Source organism: Acinetobacter sp. YH12134 (assembly GCF_013418555.1).
In the GTDB taxonomy this organism is placed as follows: Bacteria; Pseudomonadota; Gammaproteobacteria; order Pseudomonadales; family Moraxellaceae; genus Acinetobacter; species Acinetobacter indicus.
Genome location: NZ_VPBT01000001.1, coordinates 199,663 through 221,457, shown reverse-complemented (window position 1 = coordinate 221,457; position 21,795 = coordinate 199,663). Strand labels below are relative to the sequence as shown.

Genomic DNA, 21,795 nt, shown 5'->3' with positions numbered 1-21,795 from the left:
GCATAGCAGATTTATTTGGCTTTTCGTATGCTCTGCTGAATCCTAAGCCATTTTTTTCATTTTCTAAACCTCTGCTAAACAGCACCTCGCCTTTTGCTGAACTGTTAGACCAATAGCTAACTTCTTTCTTGCGTCACCACTCTTACAATAAGCAGGAGAAATTAATTGAAAAGGAAACTTTTCAACTATTCAATAGACGCTTGAGTGTGAATGAAAACAATGAATAGATGCACCTCGAAAATCCTATTTCTGCATGGGCTGGATTCCTCACGTGAATCGAGTAAGTTTCATGCCATCTGCGCAGATAAAAAATACTGTATTACCGTGGATTATCGCAATCTGAACTACCAGACGGTGGCCAGTTTCTATAACGATATTATTGTTAAAATCCAGCCTGAAATTATTGTCGGACATAGCCTGGGTGGTTATTGGGCCTTAAAGATGTCGGCGCTGCATGGTATTCCCTGCGTCATTGCCAATCCGAGTTTACAGCCCGACTTCCGACCGGACTATCCGCAGATTTCCGAACAGGAACTGGACCATGATATTCCACAGCTGGCCTATCTGGAACTCGGTGATGAACAGCTGGACATGCACTGGGTACAAACCCAGCTGGAAAATTACATGCCAATTCATGCTTTTAAAGGCGGTCATCATCGACTGGTGTGTCCGGAAAATATCAATCCTTTAATCTGGCAACTGGAACAGCAATCACTGCACAAATAAAAAAGCCTTGCACTCGGCAAGGCTTTCTAGGTTTCACAGAGTAGTGCTCAAACTTAAGCCACTGCTTCCACCGGCTTAGAGCGTTCATCCAGTACCGACCAGATGTTCAGACCCAAATCCGCGTGTAAATCTGGTAAATCCAAGAAAATGCTGGCACCGAGAATTTCGTGCTGACATTTTTCCGCCAGTTGTTTCACTGCCTTTAAGGTACCGCCAGTCGCTAAAACATCATCCACAATAATAACTTTCTGACCGGTGACATCTGCCGCCATTTCCAGACGGTCCAGACCGTATTCCAGGCTATAACCCACACCCACTACCGGTGGTGGTAATTTACCGGCTTTACGCACCAGCAATAAGCCCTTGCCAGTACGCTGTGCCAACAGGCTGGCCAGCACAAAACCACGTGCTTCTACCGCAATAAAGCTATCTACTTCAGCCAGTTTTTCTGCAGGAATACTTTCAATTAAAGCATCTGTCAACGGACCAATATTTTTCATGAATAAAGGGGTCAAGTCATAAAAACAAATACCGGCTTTAGGAAAGTTTTGGACAGTACGAATGTGAGACCACAACGTTGTAGACAGCTTGCTCATAAGGAGATCGGAGAGAGATTAAAAAGAATAGGTGAATTTTACAGCGTCTTGACCGCGAAGACCAGCCAAAGTCCGCCCTTCAGGTTTAAATAAAACCTGATTAAAATTAGTAAATCATTGTTTTTATTATTGGTATTTTTATACTAAATAACCAATATAGATTATCCTAATTATAGAATAGCCTATTTAAGCAAAAATAGCTGTCCGACTTTAGTCGAAATTTAGGTGATCTCTCATATATTTTGAAAAGATTTGCGCTGGTTTTTAGTGTGCATATTGTCCGACACTATGCAATATTTGAGATTTTAAAGATAAATTTTGTCCTTCTTAGCCATTCAGCTTTAGAAATGAAGCATTAGACTCCGATATTTACTTTACTTTAACCTCATAACTGCGTAAAAATTTAAGCGAATATGAAGTGTTAAAATCATATCAACTGAGTCATGCTGGTTAGGGAATTTTTTGCCGGTCAGGTTTATTGAAGATCGGCTTTTGGAGAGTCAAATGAAAAAGTATCAATGCATCGTTTGTGGATGGATTTATGACGAGGCAGAAGGCTGGCCGCAAGATGGCATCGTCGCGGGCACCAAATGGGAAGATATTCCAGATGACTGGACCTGCCCGGACTGTGGCGTATCTAAAGTCGATTTTGAAATGGTCGAAATCTAAGTACGCCTCGAAGACCATAACTGCATGGTCTTTTTTTATGTCTTGAAACTTATGCTCAACCTTTTATGGAGAAAATAATGCATCCGATTGTCATCATTGGTTCTGGTATGGCTGGCTATACAGTCGCCCGTGAATTTCGCAAACTGAACCCTGAACAGGAACTGGTCATGATTTGCGCAGATGATGCAATCAACTATGCAAAACCCACCCTCTCCAATGCTCTGGCCGGCAAAAAAGCACCCGAACAGATTGCGCTGGGTGATGCCGCGAAAATGGGCTCGCAGCTGAATATGCGTATTGAAGCGCATACCTGGGTCAAAGCCATTGATGCCGAGCAGCATCTGCTGACTTTAGAGAAAGATAGCGTCGAAAGCCAGCAAGCCTATGCCAAACTGGTCCTGGCAGTCGGTGCCAACCCGATTCGTCTGGCCATTTCTGGCGATGGCAGTGATGATATTCACATGGTCAATAATTTAAATGACTATAAAGCCTTCCGCGAACAGCTGGCAGCGCGTCAGGATAAACGTGTGGTGATTTTAGGCGCGGGCCTGATTGGCTGTGAATTTGCCAATGACCTGCAAAACACCGAGCATCAAGTCACGGTGATTGATCTGGCACCTCAACCGCTGGGCCGTTTATTGCCTGAATTTATTGCCACTGCATTTAAACAGAACCTGGAAGAAACCGGGATTCATTTTGTCTTGGGCACCACGGTCGATAAAGTATCGAAACTGGATCATGGCGATTATCTGGTGACACTGGCCGATGGCCGCAGCCTGAGTGCCGATGTGGTGCTATCCGCCGTCGGTTTACAGCCGAATATTACTTTAGCCAAAGAAGCTGGCATTCATACCAGTCGCGGCGTGCTCACCAATGGCTTGCTGGAAACCAACCTGGCTGATATTTATGCAATGGGCGACTGCGCTGAAGTCAACGGGACTTTATTGCCGTATGTCATGCCAATCATGCAGCAGGCACGTGCCCTGGCCAAAACCTTAAATGGTGAAACCACACAAGTGCACTACCCGGCTATGCCGGTTGCAGTGAAAACCCCGGCGGCACCATTAACCGTGTTACCTGCTCCGGTAGATGTAGAAGTGACCTGGCAAAATGAAGAACTGGACGATGGCATGATTGCCAAAGCCTTTGACAGCAATGCCACCTTACGCGGCTTTGTACTGCTCGGGCCAACAGCCGGCAAACAGCGCCTGGCTTTAAGTAAACTTGTTCCTGACTTGATTCCAGCGGCAGTTTAGCGCTTTAATCCATCAGGGGGTGCGCGCTCACCTTGAAGAAAGGAATAGAAGAATGAATAGCTTGCGGTTAAATGTTTCACCTTACAGCAGTTTTATGCACGAAACCAAAGTCGACTTGGGCAATGGCATTGAATTGCATGTCGAAATGGGCGGCGAAATTGGCAATCCGACCATTTTACTGGTCATGGGATTGGGCGCACAGCTGCTGTATTGGCCAGACTTTTTCTGCAAGTCACTCATTGACCAAGGCTTTCGGGTCATCCGTTTTGATAACCGCGATATTGGCCTGTCCTCTAAAGTACGCCATCAGGGCGAGCGCCTGAATACCCTAAAACTGATGGGCCGTTTTGCCTTGGGTTTAGAAAATCAGGGGGCGCCTTATAACCTGTATGATATGGCCGATGATGTGGCCCTGCTGATTGATAAACTGGAGCTGGAACAGGTTGATGTGATTGGCGCTTCAATGGGCGGTATGATTGCACAGATTCTGGCGGCCCGCTATCCGGACAAGGTCAGAAAACTGGCACTATTGTTTACCAGCAACAACCAGCCTTTCCTACCGCCTCCTTTCCCGAAACAGCTGTTCAGCCTAGTGGGCAAGCCGACATCCAATGATGAAGAAGGCATTATTAACCACAGCCTGAAACTGTTTAAAGTGATTGGTTCGCCAGGTTATCTGAATGAAATGGAAGCGGTACAGACCGCCCGTAAATTATATCAGCGAAGTTACCATCCAGCGGGTGTACTTCAGCAGTTTTTAGCAATATTATGTACAGGCTCATTGCGCAGTCTGGACAAGCAGATCCAACAGCCCACGCTGGTTGTTCATGGTTCTCGTGACCGCTTACTTCCACCTGCACATGGTAAGGCTGTTGCGAAAGCAATACCTGACGCTAAATTTGAATTAATTGAAGGAATGGGGCATGATATCCCTCCGCATTTCATTCCATATCTTAGCGAATTATTTGCTCATCACTTTAAATTATAAGCATTAGGACACTATGGCTGCATTACCATCCTTAAGACAGCTGTCATACCTCGTTACACTGTCTGAAACGTTGCATTTTACAGAAGCGGCGCGCCGTTCATTCGTGACTCAATCGACATTGTCGGGCGGGATCATGGAGTTAGAGCGCTTATTGGGTGGCGTATTGGTTGAACGCGATCGCCAGAATGTACGTTTGACTCCTCTCGGTGAACAAGTTGTAGCCCGAGCGCGTGTTCTATTGGCTGATGCGCAGGACTTGATGCGCCTAAGCCGTGAAATGAGCGAGCCCTTAACCGGCGACCTGCATTTAGGTGTGATTCCAACCATTGCACCGTTCATTTTGTCGCAGCTGTTAGATGAAGTGCATAAGCAACTGCCAAAAATCCAGTTACACCTGCATGAAGCACAAAGTGAAAAAATTGTAGAAAAACTGGAACACGGTAACCTGGATATGGTGTTACTGGCGCTGCCGTTTGATACCCGCAGTCTGAAAGTTGCCGAAATTGCCAAAGAAAATCTGGTGCTGGTCCACCATAAATCCGATGCACATTCAGCTCAGGCCAAGTCTTTAGAAGATCTGGACCTGTCTCGCCTGATGCTGCTGGAAGAAGGCCACTGTTTGCGTGATCATGCTTTAAGTGCCTGCCCGATTGGCGAGCGTAAAAATGATCATCGTTTAAAAGCCAGCTCGCTACCAACCCTGGTGGAAATGGTATCAGCCAACCTCGGCTTTACCCTGCTACCTGAAATTGCCATTCATACCAATATGATTCAGGCCAATTCAGAGCTGGTGGTAAAACAGATTGACGCGGCGCCTACCCGTACCTTGGCCTTAGTAACGCGTAAGAGTACTCCGCTGCAAAGCGAATTTGATGTGTTATTGCAGATTCTGCAAAAAATCTCGCACAGCTAATATTTAAAATCCCCATAAAAATAAGGAGCATCAGCTCCTTATTTTTTTAGCGGATAAAACGCCTGATATCCTTTAAATATCAGGCTGGTTTCGCTTACTGAATCATCTCGATCAGGGTGCGCTGTGCATTAGAAGCCGGCTCGCCTTCTGCTGCCTGTGCACGAATCCAGGTGCCATCCCCCTGGAGTAGCCACGCCTGCTGGTTATCTTGCAGATAAATTTGCAGACCTTGCTGATAAATGCGTTTTTTCAGTGCCGGATCTTCAATCGGGAAGCAGGCTTCAACCCGGTTAAACAGGTTACGGTCCATCCAGTCAGCACTTGAACAGTAAATACGTGCATCACCATTATTGCTGAAGTAATACACGCGGGTATGTTCCAGGAATCGGCCGACAATGGAACGTACCCGGATATTTTCCGATAGCCCCGGCAAGCCCGGACGCAGGCAGCAAATCGAACGGATAATCAGGTCAATCTGCACGCCAGCCTGGGAAGCTTCATACAGTTTATTGATCAGCTGCATTTCGGTTAAGGCATTCACCTTCACAATAATTTGCGCTGGTTTGCCAGCTTTGGCATTGGCAATTTCATCATCAATAAAGTTGATCAGCTGGGTATGCAGGGTAAACGGCGCATGCAGCAGCTTTTTCAGCTTGGCCATTTTGCCCATGCCGGTCAGTTCCTGGAAAATGCGGTGTACATCTTCACAGAGTTCCTTGTCTGTGGTCAGCAAGCCGTAGTCGGTATAAATCCGCGCATTACCGGCATGATAGTTACCGGTACCCAAATGCACATAACGCACCAGCTTGTTATTTTCACGGCGTACCACCAGAATCATTTTGGCATGGGTTTTATAACCGACAATGCCATAAACCACCACCGCGCCGGCTTCTTGCAGCACGTTGGCCACGGCAATATTGGATTCTTCATCAAAACGCGCACGCAGCTCAATGACCGCGGTCACTTCTTTACCATTACGCGCCGCTTCCGCTAAGACTTGTACGATTTCAGAATCGGCACCACTACGGTACAAAGTCTGTTTAATTGCCAATACCTGCGGGTCACGCGCCGCTTCACGCAGCAGGTTAATCACCGGGGCAAAGGATTCAAACGGATGATGCAGCAAGATATCCTGCTTTTGCATGGCCGAAAAAATATTCTCGGATTTTTTCAACACTTTCGGAATCACTGGCGTATGTGAGTCATAACGTAAATGTGGACGTTTAAAGTTAGACAATAAACGCGCCAGATTCACCGGGCCATCCACTTTATAGAGCTGATCTTCATGCAGATCGAACTCATTCAGCAGATATTCATAAATCGGTTGCGGACAGTTCTGGGTCACTTCCAGACGCACCGCGCGGCCAAAACGACGGGAGTTCAGCTCACCTTTCAGCGCTTTGGCCAGATCTTCCACATCTTCGTTTAAGGCCAAATCGGCATTACGGGTGACACGGAACTGATAACAGCCAGTCGCAGTCATGCCCGGGAACAGGTCCGACACATGCTCATGAATAATCGCAGACAGCATCACGTGATGTTCTTTACCACCGGTCAGTTCGTCTGGTAAACGCACCACACGTGGTAAAGAACGCGGTGCTGGCACCACGGCCAGGTCAATCTGACGGCCGAAGGCATCTTTCCCTTCCAGCGTTACAATAAAGTTCAGGCTTTTATTGACCAGACGCGGGAATGGATGAGCCGGGTCCAGGCTAATTGGGGTTAAGACCGGTGCAACCTGTTCCTGGAAATATTTTTTCACCCAGGCCGATTGGGCTGGCGTCAGCTCACCACGGCGCAAGAAACAGATATCTTCTTCACGCAGCTTAGGCAGAATTTCCTGGTTTAAAATACGGTATTGGCGCTCAATGGCAGCATGCGCAGTTTGGGAAATCTGCTCCAGCACCTGTTTTGGGGTCAAGCCATCCGGGCTACGGCTTTCATTACCCAGATCCAGCTGCTCCATGACACCTGCAACACGAATTTCAAAAAACTCATCTAAGTTACGTGAAAAGATGAGTAAAAAGTTCATACGTTCCAGCAACGGATGCAAAGGATCGACTGCCTGCTCCAGCACGCGCAAATGGAAATCGAGGATAGAAAGCTCACGATTGATGTATCGATCATTATAGGTATAGTCTATTTGCGCAGGGGTCGCGCTCGCTGCCGTATTCATATGCACCCTATGACTTTTTCTCAAGTATTCACTATTCATAAGTATGCTTCAATTTTGTGACAATTTCATAAAAAAAGCCCACTGCTGTGGGCTTTTTTTCAATTTTACAACTCAAGGAATCTCGCTGTAACGCATGTATTTACGGATCATGCGTTTACGTGGTTCCAGACCACGGCCGGAACGGTTGTCCTGATAATATTTTGGATTCGGTAAAATCGCAGCCAGAAAAATCGCTTCTTCACGGCTGAGGCTGCGTGAAGACTTGCCAAAATAATGCTGGGTCGCCGCCTCAATACCGTAAATATTGTCGCCAAACTCTACCGAGTTTAAATACACTTCCAGAATCCGCTGCTTGCTCCACATGCGTTCCATCATCCAGGTCGCAATGGCTTCTTGACCTTTACGCAAAAACGAACGCTGGTTAAATAAAAACAGGTTTTTCGCCAGCTGCTGGGAAATGGTCGAACCGCCAGCCACCACCTGACCCTGATCTTTATTACGTTCTAGTGCATGCTGAATACCTTCCCAGTCAAAGCCATGATGCTGCATAAACTTGCCATCTTCGGCAGCGACCACGGCTTTTTTCAGATATTCACTGATCTGGTCATAGTCACGCCATTCATGCCGGATAGGCTGGGAAGTATCTGACCAGTAGTCCAGGCGCATCATCATGGTACTTTGTACCGGCTGGGTTCGCCACCAGGCCAGACTCGAGAAAATCCACAACTGGATCAATAAAAACAGACTGACAAGAATTAATAAGGTACGGACAATAAAAGCTTTCATGTCAGCTTGGGGCTCCTGAGGCGTGAATTTTTCGTGTTAAGCTTATAACGAAATAAATCATCATTGTATAAAAATAGCATGTCTGAATATTCACCGCCGCTGATTCACCGTAAACCCGAAACGCATTTATGGTGGCTGACGGCCCTGTTGATTGCCCTCAATATTGGTGTATTTGCCTGGCAAATCCTGACTGGTGTCGATGCCAGCCAGCCCAGCACCCGGGATGCAATTCTCTGGGGCGCCGACTATGCTCCCCTGACCTTTCTCGAACAGCCGCAGCGTCTGTTCAGCAGCATGTTTTTCCATTTTGGCATGATTCACCTGATGCTGAATATGTGGGCCCTGTATATTTTTGGCAGCGTGGCCGAACAGCTTTTTGGCCGGCTGTATTTTTTAGGTTTATACATATTGGCCGGACTGATGGGCAGCCTGCTCAGTGGCTATTTACAGATTCAGGATTCCTTACAGATTCTCGCGCATGGCCTGACCAGCCCGGATTTACTGCCGAGTGTGAGCGCTGGTGCATCCGGTGCGGTGATGGGTTTGGGTGCTTCCCTGACGGTTTTATCATTATTGCCACGCCTGCCGAAACAGCGTTTTCTGCTGGATAAGAAAACCCTGTTACTGGTGATGGGCCTGAACCTGTTTATGGGCTTTATGATTAGCGGAATTAACAATGCCGCACATATTGGCGGCATGGTGATGGGTGCAGCCTTGGCAGCACTTTGGTACATCGGCCAGAAGCTGCACAAGTCAGCGCTGTTTTCACTGCTGGCGCTGACCGGCGGCGCCATCATCAGCTGGCTGTTTTATCAGTACTGTCTGCAACAGGTACAGATGCTTGCCCCGCTGTGGCAGGAAATTCTCGCGATGATGCGCCAGCAATTGCAGCTGTAACGCATACCCCACCATTTTAATGCAGAGATGACGCTTATTGATTCATCTCTCGCAGGCTTTGCAAAGGCGGAATGTCAGATAAATAACTAAGCCGATAACGACCAATCAAAGCACACAATAAAGTCATTACAACCGGCAAGATCAGCCAGATTTCCCAATGTGGCTGAATTGCCAGTTCCATCCGGTAACTGGCAATCGCACTAATCACCTCGGCAAACAGACAGGCCACCACCCCGGCAATTCCGCCAATCAGGCCAATTTCCAGACTCATCATCCGTTTTAGTTTCTGCTTGGAACTACCAAAAGAACGCAACAAGGCCACTTCACGTTTCCGCTCATCCATCAGCAGGTTTAAACAGGCAATCAGTACCAGAATCCCGGACACGGCCACCAACACTGCCAGAATGGTAATAATCTGTACCAACACATTCACAATCCGTTTAATCTCTTCCAGAATCAGGCTGACATCAATAAATACGGTATTGGAAAACTGCTGGATCAGCTGCACCAGTGCCGGCCGGTCCTGCTCTGGCACATAGAAACTGCCCAGATAGCTGCCGGCATTTTCATCCATGGTCTGCGGTGAAAAAATAAAGAAGAAATTCGGACTAAAGCTTTCCCATTCCACGCTGCGCAGATTGATGACTTTGGCCTGCAACAAGCCTTCCGGCAGACTAAAAGTTAATGTATCGCCAATCTCAATGCCCAGCTCTTGCGCGGTATTGACCTCAACCGAAACCTGCCCGACCTGGCTAAACTGTTCCTGCCCGGCCACAATCAGGTTATCGGCCGGAAAACGCTCGGCCTGGGTCAGGTTCAGTTCACGTCGGAGCGAATTATTGTGCTGGATTAACGCTTCTGCAAAGGGCTGATCATTTTTCGCCACCAGCCGCCCGCGCACATTCGGATACAGCGGCGTACTGTGCCAGCCCTGCTGTTCAAGCTGCGCCTGAAACTCCGGCATATCAAATGGCGGCAAACCATAAACAAATTGGTTCGGTGTGCCTTCCGGCAATTGCTGCTGCCAGCGATCCAGCAGATCGGTACGTAATACTGCCAGCACGGTAATCAGGCTAAGGCCCAGCGCCAGTGCGGTAATCTGAAATGCAGTCTGATACGGCGTGCGTACATAGGCCGAGATGCCGCTTTTTAAATTACGGATCAATTTCAGGAAGCTCCACACCACGGCATAGAGTACGCTACACAGCAGGATGATGGCACCCATGACCCATAGCGTCAGCACAATATTTTCGGTCAGCACCACACTAAACAGCATCAGGCTGAGTGTGCCGGTCAGCAGCATCCATAGCATCGACTGGACTGATTTTTCCTGCTGGCGAATCACCCGGATTGGTGGGGTATTTAGCAGCTGCCACAGACTTGGCAAAATAAAGCCCAGCAGTACCACGGCACTGGTCAGCATGGCAATCGGGAGTGGCCCCAGCAGCATCTCGACAGCGGAAAACTGCAATTGCAAATGCGGAATCAGCTGTAACATCAATTGCAACAGCCCATAGCCTAGCGTAATGCCGACCGCACTACCGAGCAGCATCGCCAGTAACAGCACCACCGCCAACAAGGTCAGATAAGCGCCCAGAATCTGCTTCTTGGTCGCGCCAATGCAACGCATTAAAGCAATATGATCCTGACTCTGCTGTACATAGCGCTGGCTGGTTAGGGCAATGGCAATGCCGCACAGTAAAATGGTGAGAATATTGGCCAGCTGTAAAAAGGTATCCAGATTGGCAATTGGACGCATCAAGCGGGTATTGCCTTCACTGGCATTGCGTAGGCGCAGCCCATCTGGTTCGCTAATATTCTGCCCATCGACTTCCTGAGTCTTAGGCAAGCTCTCCTGATACTGTTTAAAATCCTGCTCGAACTGGCGGGTATGCTGGGGTGTGCCGGCCATCAGCAAACGATAGTTAATCCGGCTGCCGACCTGAATGGCATTGGTACGCGCCACATCTTGCTGGGCAATGATCACCGTCGGTGAAAAACCGCTAAAACCCAGTTCCTGATTGGAATCATGCTCGATGCTGGCTGTGACCTGAAAGGCGCCATCGGCAATATTTAAGGTATCGCCCACCTGAATTTTCAGCAGCTCCATCGCGCGCTGGCTGACCCAGACCTCGCCCGGTTGAATGGCAGCAGCAGGCTGCGGTGCAACCCGTAGTTCGCCGCGTAACGGAAAGGCCTGATCAATGGCTTTGACATTCACCATCACAAATTCATCGCCGGTGTGCGCCATCGAGCTAAACACCGTAACATGCGACTGCTTTAGCGCTAACTCATCGGCCGCCGCTTCCCAGCGCGGTGCAATCGGTTTATTGTCAGACAGCACCAGATCACCGGCCAGCATTTCTGCCGCCTGCAAAGCCACCGCATTTTGAATCTGCTCATTGCTGAATTTCAGCGCGGTTGTGGCACTAATTGCCAGAATTAGCGCAATCAGTAACAGATAAACACCGGTACTTTTAAAACTCTGGGTCAGTAAAGGACGAAATAACGGGTTCATCTCATCCTCCTGCCGGGTGTTCCAGCAATTGTCCCTGACTGAGTTCAAAATGGCGCTGACATTGCTGCGCCAGTTTCGGATCATGCGTCACCAGCACCAAGGTGGTCCCCAGTTCACGGTTCAGTTGAAATAACAGCTGTTCAATTTCTTTGGCGGTTTCGCCGTCTAAATTCCCGGTCGGTTCATCGGCAAAAATGATTTTAGGCTCACTGATTAAAGCCCGGGCAATCGCCACCCGTTGCTGCTCACCACCCGACAGGACTTTCGGGGTCTGCTCTGCCTGCCGTTCCAGTCCGACTTTTTTCAGTAGATTACGCGCCTTGTGTTCGGCCTCGGCAAATTTAAAATTCGGTTGCAAGCGTAGCGGCAGCATGACATTTTCCAGTGCGGTTAAATGCGGCAATAACTGGAACGACTGGAATACGAAACCAATATATTTCAGCCGCACCAGCGCACGCTGTTCTTCATTCAGCTCCTGAATTGATTCACCACAGACCGTTAACTGCCCGGCACTGGCCTGATCCAAGGTCGCCAGAATCCCCAATAAGGTCGATTTGCCTGAACCGGAACGACCAGTAATCGCCACCTGTTCCCCCGTCCGGATCTCCAGATTTAAATTTTCAAAAATCGTCAGTGTTTTTTGTGCAAGTTGTATCTTTTGTGTCAATTGTTGGGCAGAAATAATGCTTTGTGGCATGATGGCGGTATCTGTAGTGAATTGAGTCATAGTATCCTTAAATGCACATTCGCAATTTCAAAATGAGTTGTTTTGCTTATTTCGCTGTGGCGGGGCTTGCCTTCATGCCCATGCTGGTGTCTGCCAAAACCATCATGATTCTGGGTGACAGCTTAAGTGCCGGTTACGGTTTGCAACCACAACAAGGCTGGGTCCATCTGTTACAAAAACGTTTAGAGCAACAGTATCCGAAACAGCATAAAGTGGTCAATGCAAGTGTGAGTGGCGAAACCACCAGCGGCGCGCTGGCACGTTTGCCCAAATTACTGCAAACGCATAAGCCGCATGTGGTGGTAATTGAACTGGGCGGTAATGATGGCTTGCGTGGTCAACCACCGCAGCTGATTCAAAATAATCTGGCGCGGCTGATTCAGCACAGTCAACAGGCCAAAGCCAAGGTGATTGTATTTGGCATGAAAATGCCACCCAATTATGGCAGCGCCTACAGCAAGGCGTTTGAAAATAACTACAAAGTGGTGAGCAAGCGTTATCAGGTCAAATTACTGCCCTTCTTCCTAGACGGTGTCGCCGGTAAAAATACCCTGATGCAAAAAGATCTGATCCATCCGACGGCTGCAGCCCAGCCCATTTTGCTGAAAAATGCCTATCCCTTGATTCAGGCAGCATTAAAATAAAGCCGATTCAACGCTGAGATGGTTTTCAAGATCCGGATTTCAGCCATAAAAAAAGCGGGACATCAATGCCCGCTTTTTGATTATTTTTAGAATCAATTAAAAATCAAAGAAAGTTACTTCACCGGTTTCTAATGAATATTCTGCACCTACGACTTTCAGCTGCCCCTGTTCAATCAGGTTTTCTAACACTGCTGAACCATGACGTAGCTGATTGACTGAGGCAAACACATTGGAACGAACCGCATGTTTCGACAGCTTGGCCAAATCATTTTTCAGTTCAGTCTGCATCAGCGTTTCTACGGACGGGCGAACACGGTTCACAATTGACATCAGATTGGCAGATGGTGGACAGTCCGGGCACATCAAGGTATCAATGGTGGCCTGAATCGCGCCACAGTGACTATGGCCCAAGACCACAACCACGGCGCAGTCATAACGCTCTGCCGCAAATTCAACACTGCCGACCTGAGATGGCGCAACAATATTCCCTGCCACACGAATCACAAACAGATCGCCGAGTCCCTGATCAAAAACCATTTCTGCAGGTACACGTGAATCAGAACAACCGAGCACAATCGCAAAAGGATTCTGGTCTTCGGCCATCTCTGCACGTTGATGGTGGGTTAGTTGTTTCGGATGATTGGTATTGCCCGAAACAAAACGTTGGTTTCCTTGTTTAAGACGTTCTAAAGCCTCTTGAGCTGTGAGCATTCTTGTTACCACCAGTTTTTGAATTTTCAGCATTTTAATCCTATGCCGGGACAAAGTCACTTGCAAAAAAAATAGCTGATCAATTTTTATAAGATAAATTTTTTCAAATTTTCCTAAAGTAATTGCGATTTACATCACACTTCAAAAGCAGCACACCAACCCGATCAAAAAACAGCTAGGTGACATTTTCTGCAAAGCCCTTACAATAACCAGAAACAGCATTTTCAATTCGACTTAAGGCGAAAATTTACACAATTCAAACAAGCCAAGCCGACGCCTATTTAAAAAATATTCTTGGGGATATCGTCAATGAAGCAGGATTCTTCGCGATTTTTGTCTTGGCCACGACTGGCAGTCCTGACACTGGCACTGTCTGCACCTCTGCTCAGCTCTGCCGCCAAACTCTCGCCTGAACAGCAAGTGGTGCAGCATTATTATCAGACTGAACGCCAGGCGGCGGGTCTGGTCTCGAAAAGCTTGAAAATTGGCAATATTACCTGGCGCTATAATGAAGGCGGCGATGTTAATCGGCCAACCATTTTGCTGTTACATGGCTTTGCCGGACACCGCGACAACTGGAACCGGGTGGCCAAATTTCTCACCCCGTCCTATCATGTGATTATCCCCGATTTACCCAATACCGGTGAAACCCAGAGTTCGGGCAATTTTGACCTGTCTGTACCGAGCATGAGCGCGCAATTGCGTCAGCTGGTAGAAACCTTGAATATTGCCGACAAGCTGAATATTGCCGGGCATTCTCTGGGTGGCTCTGTGGCAACGGTCTATGCGGCCCAATATCCGTTTGATACCCAAAGCCTGTTCCTGCTGAACAGTGCCGGTATTTACAAACACTCCAATACGCCTTATACCAAAGACCCGCTGTTACTGAAAAATCTGGTGGTCACCGCGCCGGGCGATTTAGACCATATTGCGCATCAGCTGATGCAAAACCCGCCGAAAGTGCCAGAGCAGTTTAAATCTGCCCAGGAAAAACTGTTAATTTCACGGGCCAGTCAATCCTTAAAATTTATTGATCAGATGGTAACCCTGAACCGGATTTATACCCCGGACAGCTTTGCCCGTCTCACCCGCAATATTGAAGCACCGACCCTGATTCTCTGGGGCAAGCACGATAAAATTATTAATGTTGAAGTGGCCAAAGAATTACAGGGTCTGTTTAAACGCGCAGAAACCCCGGTCATTTTAAATAATGTCGGTCATGTGCCAATGCTGGAAGCCGAACAGCAGGTGGTACAACATTATTTACCCTTCCTGGCCAAAACACAGAACCTAAAAAACCCGCTAGCTGATAAACTGATTCCTTTAAACTAAGTTCCAGAGATTGTATGCAGCAAAACCCGATGCTTGAGCAGTTGATTGAAGCTCATCTTGACTTTTTAGCACATGAGTTTTCTCAGCCTGAAACCGTACAGCAGGAATTTCTGCATTTTTATCACTGGTTCCGCAAGCAGCATCTGAAAGATCTCTGGAGCTGCGAACAGCTGAATGCCCTGCTGCAAAAACAGATTCTGGACACGCCGGCCAGCGCCTTTCTGATTGAACAGATTGCAGAACACATCCGCTTTGCCCTGGTGCATCCGGTGAATGACAGCGCCAAAATTGCCGATGTCATTCCGGTACTGACCATTGATAAAATTGCCCAGTATGTGGCCAGCAAAAGTGGCCATCGTCAGCGTCTGATTAAAACCGTGGTCAGTAATCCGGCCTTTTCTGCAATGATCAGCCAGTTAATCCAGCACTCGATTCAGGATTATCTGGACAATTCACTGATTGCCAAAAGCGTGCCTGGCGTGTCGCGTTTTATGAAAATGGGCAAATCGGTACTGGAAACAGTGACCGATTCCAGTTTAGACAGTGCAGTCAGCGCCTATTTGCAAAAGAATATCTTAAAGCTTAGCCAGATGAGTGAATCGGTCCTGAACCAGCATTTTGATGATGACAAGCTCTATCATCTGCAGGCCAATATCTGGCACAAGATTAAAGACCTGCCTTTGTCGGTCTTAAAAAACTATATTGAAGTACAGGATCTGCCACAGACTGTGGCGCTGGGTCATGAAATCTGGGACTTTATGCGCCAGAGTGATTATTTAAAACAGCAGCTACATGATGGGGTACACGCCTGGTATGTCCGTAATCAGGAACGCACTTTTGACCTGTTATTGCGTGATCTGAATATTGATGAAGCCCTGATTCAGCAAGAATTACAGCAGCTGTTGAACCCGGTGATTCAGCAGATGCTGTCGCAGCAGTATTTACGGGAACGTGCCCGTGCCTATCTGGCAAAATTCTATTATGCTGAAAATACCTTAAAAATTTTAAAGATTGAAGACTAAAAAAAGCCGCTTTCAAGCGGCTTTTTTACTTATAAAATTAGAAACGTGTCGTTAAACCAACGAAATAAGTACGACCTTGAATTGAATAATAATCTTCAGAACTATCGGTAGTTTCCATGGATTCATCAAATAAATTTGATATACCAGCACGCACAGTGACATTATCATTCAAAGTGTAGTTCGCATTCACACCATATAAGGTATAGGCTTTTGCCCACGCATTTACATCTGTTGTTTCTGTTGTATATTGCTTACCAATATACTGCAGGTTCATTTGCAAAGCGAGTGCATCAGAAGCTTGTAAATCTAGTGCTGAATGAACTGACAGCTCAGGTGTACTGATTAATGCCGCACCAGTATCTAAATTTTTAGATTCAAAGAAATAAGTTGCATTTGTTGACCAACGTGCATAATCAGTCAGATTAACTGCAAAGGTGCCTTCTAGGCCACGAATACGAGCTTTTTCAGCATTATCAGGTGCGACATACCATACGCCTTTCGGATAACGCGGGTCATTAATTTGTTCAGCAGGAATATGCTTAACAGGCATGTTCACCAGTTTGTTATCAAAATCGGTATGGAAATAAGTTAAACCACCTGAATATTTTTCGTCATCATATTGGAAGCCTAATTCATAGTTTGTTGATTCTTCTGCTTCCAGATTAGGATTACCAGTATTATAGCAGTTTACAAACGGATTAGTATTTGCATCATAGCTACTTTGGAAACCGGTAGGATTAGTTACAGGATCATATTTTCCAAATTGAGAAGTACAACCTTTACCACGTGAACCTGTACTGAAACCTGGCGCAGTTTGAACAAGATCAGGAGCACGGAAAGCCGTAGAAACGCCGCCTTTGAATGTTAATGCGTCATTAAAATGATATACACCGTATACACGTGGACTGAAGTTCGCATCATAGCGTTCATCTTTATCCAGACGACCACCAATTGTCACATCGAAATTAGGTGTAATACTTAAAATATCTTCAAAGAATAGCGCCCAAACATCAGCCGCTACTGTTGAATCACCTGTGTAATCATTACCATCAATCGAAGGTGCACCATTTGAATCAATACCTAAAGTACGATCATTGGTTAATTCTTCAGAACGGAATTGACCACCTACAGTTAATTTATGCGGCACAACAAAATCAAACGGTAAATTCACTTTAGCATCAACAACGGTTAATTCTGTTTTTTGAACAGTTGGGCTAAATACCCCATCAACTTCTGTTGTAGTACTGCGATCATATTTATTCTGATAAACACTTAGATTTGAACTTCCCCAAGAATATGTTCCATCCCAAGCCAGACCAAGACGTTGAGATTCTGTTTCATTTTTATCACCAGCTGAACCTAACCAGAATTCCCCATCAGAAACATTTGGTGCATAGGTCGGATTCGTATTGGTTTGACTACCATAACTACCAAAAAGCTCAAACTGATGATTATCTGTTGGGCGGTAAACAAGACTTCCTTCAACCGTATCATTACGCATACCAGTTGTTGAACTTTCAAGATCTTTAACATTCTGGTCAGCTTCACGTTCAGTACGGCCTGCTGTAATACGAGCACTCACTGTATCTGTGATTGCACCACTCGCAGTTGCTGATATTTGAAGAGTATCGCCTTCTGTACTATCTGCAGGTTTTTCTAAATTGATAGTCGCTGAGCCACCCCATTCTTGAGCTGTCTTTTTGGTAATAATATTAATTACACCGCCCATCGCATCTGAACCATATAAAGACGACATTGGGCCTTTTACAACTTCAATTCGCTCAATATTCTCTGGATTAATCCAGTTTAAATCCTGACGTTGTAAGTCTGTACGATAAGCTGTACGTGATGAATTACCAATACGGCGTCCATCAACCAGAATCAAAGAGTATTCAGAAGGTAAACCACGAAGTTTAATTTTCGCACCTTCACCATTTAGACCCATACCACCTGATACACCAGGTACTTTTGCCAGAAGCTCAGAAATACTTTTTACTGGTTGCTTGGCAATTTCTTCTGCGGTGAGGACTGTAATAGAAGCAGGAGCATCTTTTACATTTACTTCAGAACCACTTGCCGTTACAACAATAGTCTGCAGTTTTGTAGCTTCAGACTGCGCGACTGGTTGTTGCTCTTCAACTGATTTATTTTGTGCTTGTACTGAAGCAGCCAATGTTGAAAGTACAGCAAAAGCTAAAGTCGATTTCATAAACGGCTTGTTCATATCCGAAGGTGCCCCACAGGTAATTTATGAATAAAAAGTGATGAATTTGTGAAGCATTGTAACGGAAAAACATCTAAATGCAATTGTTATTAATAATTATTATCATTAACCTTAGTGTTGTTAAAAAACCTCGAATATTCGAGGTTTTTTTAAAGTTAAACTTAAATAGCTTAAAGACTTATTTGAAATAAGCACCTTCGGCCTGGCTGTGGTCAGTCTGGTCTACCACACGCATTAATTCAGGCACATGCTGTTTTAATGTGGTTTCCACACCCTGTTTCAGCGTGACATCAATCGCTGAACAGCCCTGACAACCGCCACCGAATTTCAGGATCGCGGTTAAACCGTGTTCCGGATCTTCAACCACTTCCACCAAGGCACAGTTACCGCCGTGACCGGCAAGGCCCGGGTTAATTTCAGACTGTAACACGTAAGTAATACGCTCTTCGATTGAGGCATCCGGACCCACGCGTGGCACTTTCGAGTTAGGCGCACGGAAGGTCAGCTGACCACCAAAACGGTCTTTGTTGTAATCAATAACCGCATCCAGTAAATATGGAATAGACGGGGTGTCGATATAGGCCGGGAAATCCGGATAATCCTGCTTATAATCTGTTGGTACGACTTCTTCTGGCGCACTATAAGCCATACAACACTCAGCACGCGGCGTTCCAGGATTCTCAACAAAAACACGCACACCAATCCCCGGTGTATTTTGCTTTGCCAATAAATCTTTTAAATACTCTTGAGCATTTGGGGTGATCAATAAGTTTGGAATCTCTTCTGCAACTGCAGTGCTGTGGTTCTCAGTCGACATAACAATATTTCCTCATGCTGAAGTTGCCATTTTAACTGAAGATGCGGGGGAATTAAAAAAATTCAACTAAAATTGTCGGAATTATCCTATGAAAGTTCTGTTTCATTTGTTTTTTAATGGCATTATGATCAGGAAACCCGAAAAGAAGAACATCTGTTTATGTTAGATTTACCGTTTAATCATACTGTTACGCTGATTGTGATTACAGCGATTATCTCCTTTATTGCTTTTTCCAAAGAAAAAGTCATGAACCGGCTGATTTTCTGGCCACCGGCCTTGGAACGGGGTCAATATGACCGCTTCATTACCCACGGTTTTGTCCATGCCGATGGTACCCACTTGCTGTTTAATATGATTACCCTGTTTTTCTTCGGCAGCATTATTGAAAGTTTTTACCGTCAGTATCTGTATGATCTGGGCTTTGTACTGTTTTATTTAGGCGGTCTGATTGCCGCAATTTTACCGAGTTATCTAAAACACAAAAATGATCATCGTTGGGCCAGTCTAGGCGCTTCCGGTGCGGTGTCTGCGGTGCTGTTTGCCTATATCCTGTTTGAACCGTGGAAACTGATTTTTGTGTTCTTTATTCCGGTTCCGGCTATTATTTTTGCAGTGCTGTATGTGGCCTATAGCATCTGGTCGGGTAAACGTGGCAATTCCAATATTAACCATAGTGCGCATTTGTGGGGAGCAGCCTATGGGGTGATTATCACCATCATGATTGAGCCACGTTTAATTCCGCATTTCCTGAATAAACTTAGCCAACTTCCGTTCTAAATTCGAGCAATTTGAAGCGCCTGCGGTATATTTTGACAATTCATGACTACAAATTAATATAGTATGCCGCAGCGGTTGGTGTCTAAAATAACTCGAATAATAATGAAGATGGAAGATGAGAGATGAAAAAGTTATTTCTGATTGCCGGCTGTTTACTCAGCTTAAGTGCCTGTGCCGTCCATACCCCAGAAGGCCGTTTGGTGATTGATCCTGACTCACGTATTTATGGCCATCCGGGAGATTTCTGCCCACCAGGTCAGGCCAAAAAAGGCCGCTGCTAAGCCCATTTTTCCATTTAGTCTCCAGAATGGAGGCTTTTTACTGCGTCCTCATAAACTGCAATTTCATTGGATAATTCATACAATTTTGGTAGTTAATGCCACCCCATCTCACAATTTGGCATAGATAATGTATACATCTGTATATTAATTTGCTTTCAAGCTGCGAGTTTTTGCATGTCCACATTAGACGGCCTACAATTTCCACATTTCGAAAACCAGAAACCCAGTACTTCACGCACAGGACGTGCGATTATTGCCGAGGCACTAGCCGGTGTTGCACCGCAACTGTCCCAGCAAACCCTGTCTGAAAAAAACTGGCGCAAACAGTATCCCAAATATTTTAAGGCGCTGGTCGAATACGGCATTCAGACCTGCCAGAACCCGATTCAAATTGCTGAACAGGGCCTGAATAAAGCACATGGCAGTTTCGAGTTTTATCGACATGGTCAAAAACATCTGCTGAAAGATGTGATGAGCCTCGATGCCCAGCCTTTGCACACAGTTAAAATCCAGGGCCAAAGCACGGCGGCGCCGGAATGGTATGTACCGTATCAGGGACAGAAACTGCAAGGTCAGACACTGCTTGAGCAAATCCAGCGCTGGGAAGATGGCGGGATTATTGAACACAGTCATGCTCAAGCTTTACGTGCAGCAGTCGCTCATCCGGAATGGTTCGATTTATCAGACCGTACCATGGTGCTGTTTGGTGCTGCTTCTGAAGCTGGCCCCCTGACCTGGCTATCGAAATGGAAAGCCAATATTGTCGCGGTCGATTTACCCAATGCCCGGGTCTGGAACAAAATTCTAGAAACCGTGCAACAGGGTAATGCCACCCTGTATGCACCAGCGACTGAAGCGGTAGATGAAAACAGCACGACTGAGCTATTAAAAGAGCAGCTTGGCGCCAATTTACTGACTCAAACTCCTGAAATTGCCCAGTGGCTAACCCAGTTTGAACAGCAGCTGGATTTGGCTGCAATTGCCTATTTAGATGGTGAAAAACACGTGCGTGTGGCCATGGCGATGGATGCGATTATGCAGGCCGTCAGCGCGCAAAAAGCCGAGACCAGCCTGATGTTTATGTGCACCCCAACTGATGTCTATGCAGTGCCTGCCGATGTGATTCAGGCCTCAAAAGACAAGTATCAGCAACGCTCGAAAGCCCAGCAACTGCTGACCCGTGGGGTTTCAACGGTCACGGCGCAACATTTCTTCCAGAAAAACCTGCATGATCTGGTGCATTCAGACAATGGACAGGATTACGGGATTGCCGACTGTCTGGTGGTGGAACAAGGACCGAACTATGCGCTGGCCAAACGTATTCAGCAATGGCGCGCCACCCTCGCCCGTCATCAGGGACAATGCGTCAGCATTAATATTGCACCATCAACCACGACCTATTCGGTGACTAAAAATCCGTTATTAAAAGCGGCATTTAATGGTGCCAGCCTGTTTAATGTAGAAGCTTTTGCGCCAGAAACCACCAATGCGATTATGGCCGCGCTCTGGATTCATGACCTGCGTAATCCACAGTCGGGGGCCAATCCGGAAGTAACCCTGAACCATCCTTTAGAGTTGATGATGGAAGGGGCCAACCATGGCGGTTTATGGCGTGTCGCATATTTGGCCCGTACTGCCCTGCCTTTTGCAGCCTTATATGGTTTTGCTACCGAGAAGCTGCCTAAAGGCTTACTGGCCAAGTTAAAGAAATAAGAGATTTTAATCTCTCTTCGAT

20 protein-coding genes are annotated in these 21,795 nt (G+C 46.5%); 12 read left to right on the top strand and 8 right to left on the bottom strand.

The annotated features are described in order from the left end of the window. Positions 1-219: 219 nt before the first annotated feature. Entirely contained in the window at positions 220-726 is a 507-nt protein-coding gene (locus FTU69_RS01035) for a YqiA/YcfP family alpha/beta fold hydrolase (protein ID WP_034598188.1), read from the top strand. Between the two features lie 53 nt (positions 727-779). Here FTU69_RS01035 and FTU69_RS01030 read toward each other — a convergent pair whose 3' ends face one another. After that, complete coding sequence (locus FTU69_RS01030) at positions 780-1,322, bottom strand: adenine phosphoribosyltransferase (protein WP_005179368.1); 543 nt, start codon at positions 1,320-1,322, stop codon at positions 780-782. Between the two features lie 504 nt (positions 1,323-1,826). On the opposite strand from FTU69_RS01030, the gene rubA reads away from it, so the two are divergent. The 4 genes from rubA to oxyR all read left to right on the top strand — a co-directional run bounded on the left by rubA (position 1,827) and on the right by oxyR (position 5,148). Then, on the top strand, positions 1,827-1,991 hold the full coding sequence (gene rubA / locus FTU69_RS01025; protein WP_005179369.1) for a rubredoxin RubA: 165 nt from the start codon (positions 1,827-1,829) through the stop codon (positions 1,989-1,991). Between the two features lie 77 nt (positions 1,992-2,068). After that, entirely contained in the window at positions 2,069-3,247 is a 1,179-nt protein-coding gene (locus tag FTU69_RS01020; protein ID WP_180103359.1) for an NAD(P)/FAD-dependent oxidoreductase, read from the top strand. Positions 3,248-3,299: 52 nt separating this feature from the next. Then, positions 3,300-4,235, top strand: a complete 936-nt coding sequence (locus FTU69_RS01015; RefSeq protein WP_168382706.1) for an alpha/beta fold hydrolase — start codon at positions 3,300-3,302, stop codon at positions 4,233-4,235. Positions 4,236-4,248: 13 nt separating this feature from the next. Then, a complete protein-coding gene (gene oxyR, locus FTU69_RS01010; protein ID WP_005179377.1) occupies positions 4,249-5,148 on the top strand; it encodes a LysR family transcriptional regulator OxyR in 900 nt (299 codons plus the stop codon). A 94-nt stretch (positions 5,149-5,242) separates the two neighbouring features. Here the strand turns inward: oxyR and ppk1 are convergent, their stop codons facing one another. Then, positions 5,243-7,324 carry a polyphosphate kinase 1 gene (ppk1, locus tag FTU69_RS01005; RefSeq protein ID WP_005179379.1) on the bottom strand — a complete coding sequence of 694 codons (2,082 nt, stop codon included), beginning with the start codon at positions 7,322-7,324 and terminating at the stop codon, positions 5,243-5,245. 111 nt (positions 7,325-7,435) lie between these two features. Then, positions 7,436-8,110: a monofunctional biosynthetic peptidoglycan transglycosylase gene (mtgA, locus tag FTU69_RS01000; protein WP_045796058.1), complete on the bottom strand. Its 675-nt coding sequence runs from the start codon at positions 8,108-8,110 to the stop codon at positions 7,436-7,438. Between the two features lie 78 nt (positions 8,111-8,188). Between mtgA and FTU69_RS00995 the strand changes: the two genes are divergently transcribed. After that, the gene (locus FTU69_RS00995; protein WP_180103358.1) at positions 8,189-9,007 is read left to right on the top strand and encodes a rhomboid family intramembrane serine protease; all 819 of its coding nucleotides are present in this window, start codon (positions 8,189-8,191) and stop codon (positions 9,005-9,007) included. Between the two features lie 34 nt (positions 9,008-9,041). Here FTU69_RS00995 and FTU69_RS00990 read toward each other — a convergent pair whose 3' ends face one another. Continuing rightward, positions 9,042-11,525 (bottom strand): ABC transporter permease, encoded by a 2,484-nt coding sequence (locus FTU69_RS00990; RefSeq protein ID WP_180103357.1) that lies wholly within the window; start codon positions 11,523-11,525, stop codon positions 9,042-9,044. A gap of 1 nt (position 11,526) precedes the next feature. Continuing rightward, positions 11,527-12,252, bottom strand: a complete 726-nt coding sequence (locus FTU69_RS00985; RefSeq protein WP_180103356.1) for an ABC transporter ATP-binding protein — start codon at positions 12,250-12,252, stop codon at positions 11,527-11,529. Positions 12,253-12,284: 32 nt separating this feature from the next. On the opposite strand from FTU69_RS00985, the gene FTU69_RS00980 reads away from it, so the two are divergent. Next, positions 12,285-12,896, top strand: a complete 612-nt coding sequence (locus FTU69_RS00980; protein ID WP_180103355.1) for an arylesterase — start codon at positions 12,285-12,287, stop codon at positions 12,894-12,896. 96 nt (positions 12,897-12,992) lie between these two features. Here FTU69_RS00980 and FTU69_RS00975 read toward each other — a convergent pair whose 3' ends face one another. Next, a complete protein-coding gene (locus tag FTU69_RS00975) occupies positions 12,993-13,607 on the bottom strand; it encodes a carbonic anhydrase (protein WP_034598190.1) in 615 nt (204 codons plus the stop codon). A 309-nt stretch (positions 13,608-13,916) separates the two neighbouring features. On the opposite strand from FTU69_RS00975, the gene FTU69_RS00970 reads away from it, so the two are divergent. Together FTU69_RS00970 and FTU69_RS00965 are read left to right on the top strand one after the other, a co-directional pair. Next, positions 13,917-14,939, top strand: coding sequence for an alpha/beta fold hydrolase (locus FTU69_RS00970; RefSeq protein ID WP_180103354.1), 1,023 nt, complete (start codon positions 13,917-13,919; stop codon positions 14,937-14,939). Positions 14,940-14,953: 14 nt separating this feature from the next. Next, positions 14,954-15,961, top strand: coding sequence for a hypothetical protein (locus tag FTU69_RS00965; protein ID WP_180054986.1), 1,008 nt, complete (start codon positions 14,954-14,956; stop codon positions 15,959-15,961). Between the two features lie 37 nt (positions 15,962-15,998). On the opposite strand, the gene FTU69_RS00960 is transcribed toward FTU69_RS00965, so the two are convergent. After that, positions 15,999-18,185 (bottom strand): TonB-dependent receptor domain-containing protein, encoded by a 2,187-nt coding sequence (locus FTU69_RS00960; protein WP_163170301.1) that lies wholly within the window; start codon positions 18,183-18,185, stop codon positions 15,999-16,001. Positions 18,186-18,363: 178 nt separating this feature from the next. Next, on the bottom strand, positions 18,364-19,002 hold the full coding sequence (gene nfuA / locus FTU69_RS00955) for a Fe-S biogenesis protein NfuA (protein ID WP_005179419.1): 639 nt from the start codon (positions 19,000-19,002) through the stop codon (positions 18,364-18,366). Between the two features lie 159 nt (positions 19,003-19,161). On the opposite strand from nfuA, the gene FTU69_RS00950 reads away from it, so the two are divergent. The 3 genes from FTU69_RS00950 (at position 19,162) to FTU69_RS00940 (ending at position 21,773) form a co-directional block, all read left to right on the top strand. Then, positions 19,162-19,779 carry a rhomboid family intramembrane serine protease gene (locus tag FTU69_RS00950; protein ID WP_005179422.1) on the top strand — a complete coding sequence of 206 codons (618 nt, stop codon included), beginning with the start codon at positions 19,162-19,164 and terminating at the stop codon, positions 19,777-19,779. A 122-nt stretch (positions 19,780-19,901) separates the two neighbouring features. Then, complete coding sequence (locus tag FTU69_RS00945; protein ID WP_005179424.1) at positions 19,902-20,060, top strand: hypothetical protein; 159 nt, start codon at positions 19,902-19,904, stop codon at positions 20,058-20,060. 174 nt (positions 20,061-20,234) lie between these two features. Continuing rightward, on the top strand, positions 20,235-21,773 hold the full coding sequence (locus FTU69_RS00940) for a hypothetical protein (protein ID WP_180103353.1): 1,539 nt from the start codon (positions 20,235-20,237) through the stop codon (positions 21,771-21,773). The last annotated feature ends 22 nt before the right edge of the window (positions 21,774-21,795 follow it).

Coding starts and splice junctions, on each gene's coding strand:
- rubA (WP_005179369.1), top strand. CDS start 1,827: ATGAAAAAGTATCAATGCATCGTTTGTGGATGGATTTATGACGAGGCA.
- FTU69_RS00940 (WP_180103353.1), top strand. CDS start 20,235: ATGTCCACATTAGACGGCCTACAATTTCCACATTTCGAAAACCAGAAA.
- FTU69_RS00960 (WP_163170301.1), bottom strand. CDS start 18,185: ATGAACAAGCCGTTTATGAAATCGACTTTAGCTTTTGCTGTACTTTCA.
- FTU69_RS00945 (WP_005179424.1), top strand. CDS start 19,902: ATGAAAAAGTTATTTCTGATTGCCGGCTGTTTACTCAGCTTAAGTGCC.
- FTU69_RS01015 (WP_168382706.1), top strand. CDS start 3,300: ATGAATAGCTTGCGGTTAAATGTTTCACCTTACAGCAGTTTTATGCAC.
- FTU69_RS00970 (WP_180103354.1), top strand. CDS start 13,917: ATGAAGCAGGATTCTTCGCGATTTTTGTCTTGGCCACGACTGGCAGTC.
- ppk1 (WP_005179379.1), bottom strand. CDS start 7,324: ATGAATACGGCAGCGAGCGCGACCCCTGCGCAAATAGACTATACCTAT.
- nfuA (WP_005179419.1), bottom strand. CDS start 19,002: ATGTCGACTGAGAACCACAGCACTGCAGTTGCAGAAGAGATTCCAAAC.
- FTU69_RS00995 (WP_180103358.1), top strand. CDS start 8,189: ATGTCTGAATATTCACCGCCGCTGATTCACCGTAAACCCGAAACGCAT.
- FTU69_RS00950 (WP_005179422.1), top strand. CDS start 19,162: ATGTTAGATTTACCGTTTAATCATACTGTTACGCTGATTGTGATTACA.
- FTU69_RS01030 (WP_005179368.1), bottom strand. CDS start 1,322: ATGAGCAAGCTGTCTACAACGTTGTGGTCTCACATTCGTACTGTCCAA.
- oxyR (WP_005179377.1), top strand. CDS start 4,249: ATGGCTGCATTACCATCCTTAAGACAGCTGTCATACCTCGTTACACTG.
- FTU69_RS00985 (WP_180103356.1), bottom strand. CDS start 12,252: ATGACTCAATTCACTACAGATACCGCCATCATGCCACAAAGCATTATT.
- FTU69_RS01035 (WP_034598188.1), top strand. CDS start 220: ATGAATAGATGCACCTCGAAAATCCTATTTCTGCATGGGCTGGATTCC.
- FTU69_RS00990 (WP_180103357.1), bottom strand. CDS start 11,525: ATGAACCCGTTATTTCGTCCTTTACTGACCCAGAGTTTTAAAAGTACC.
- FTU69_RS00975 (WP_034598190.1), bottom strand. CDS start 13,607: ATGCTCACAGCTCAAGAGGCTTTAGAACGTCTTAAACAAGGAAACCAA.
- mtgA (WP_045796058.1), bottom strand. CDS start 8,110: ATGAAAGCTTTTATTGTCCGTACCTTATTAATTCTTGTCAGTCTGTTT.
- FTU69_RS00965 (WP_180054986.1), top strand. CDS start 14,954: ATGCAGCAAAACCCGATGCTTGAGCAGTTGATTGAAGCTCATCTTGAC.
- FTU69_RS00980 (WP_180103355.1), top strand. CDS start 12,285: ATGAGTTGTTTTGCTTATTTCGCTGTGGCGGGGCTTGCCTTCATGCCC.
- FTU69_RS01020 (WP_180103359.1), top strand. CDS start 2,069: ATGCATCCGATTGTCATCATTGGTTCTGGTATGGCTGGCTATACAGTC.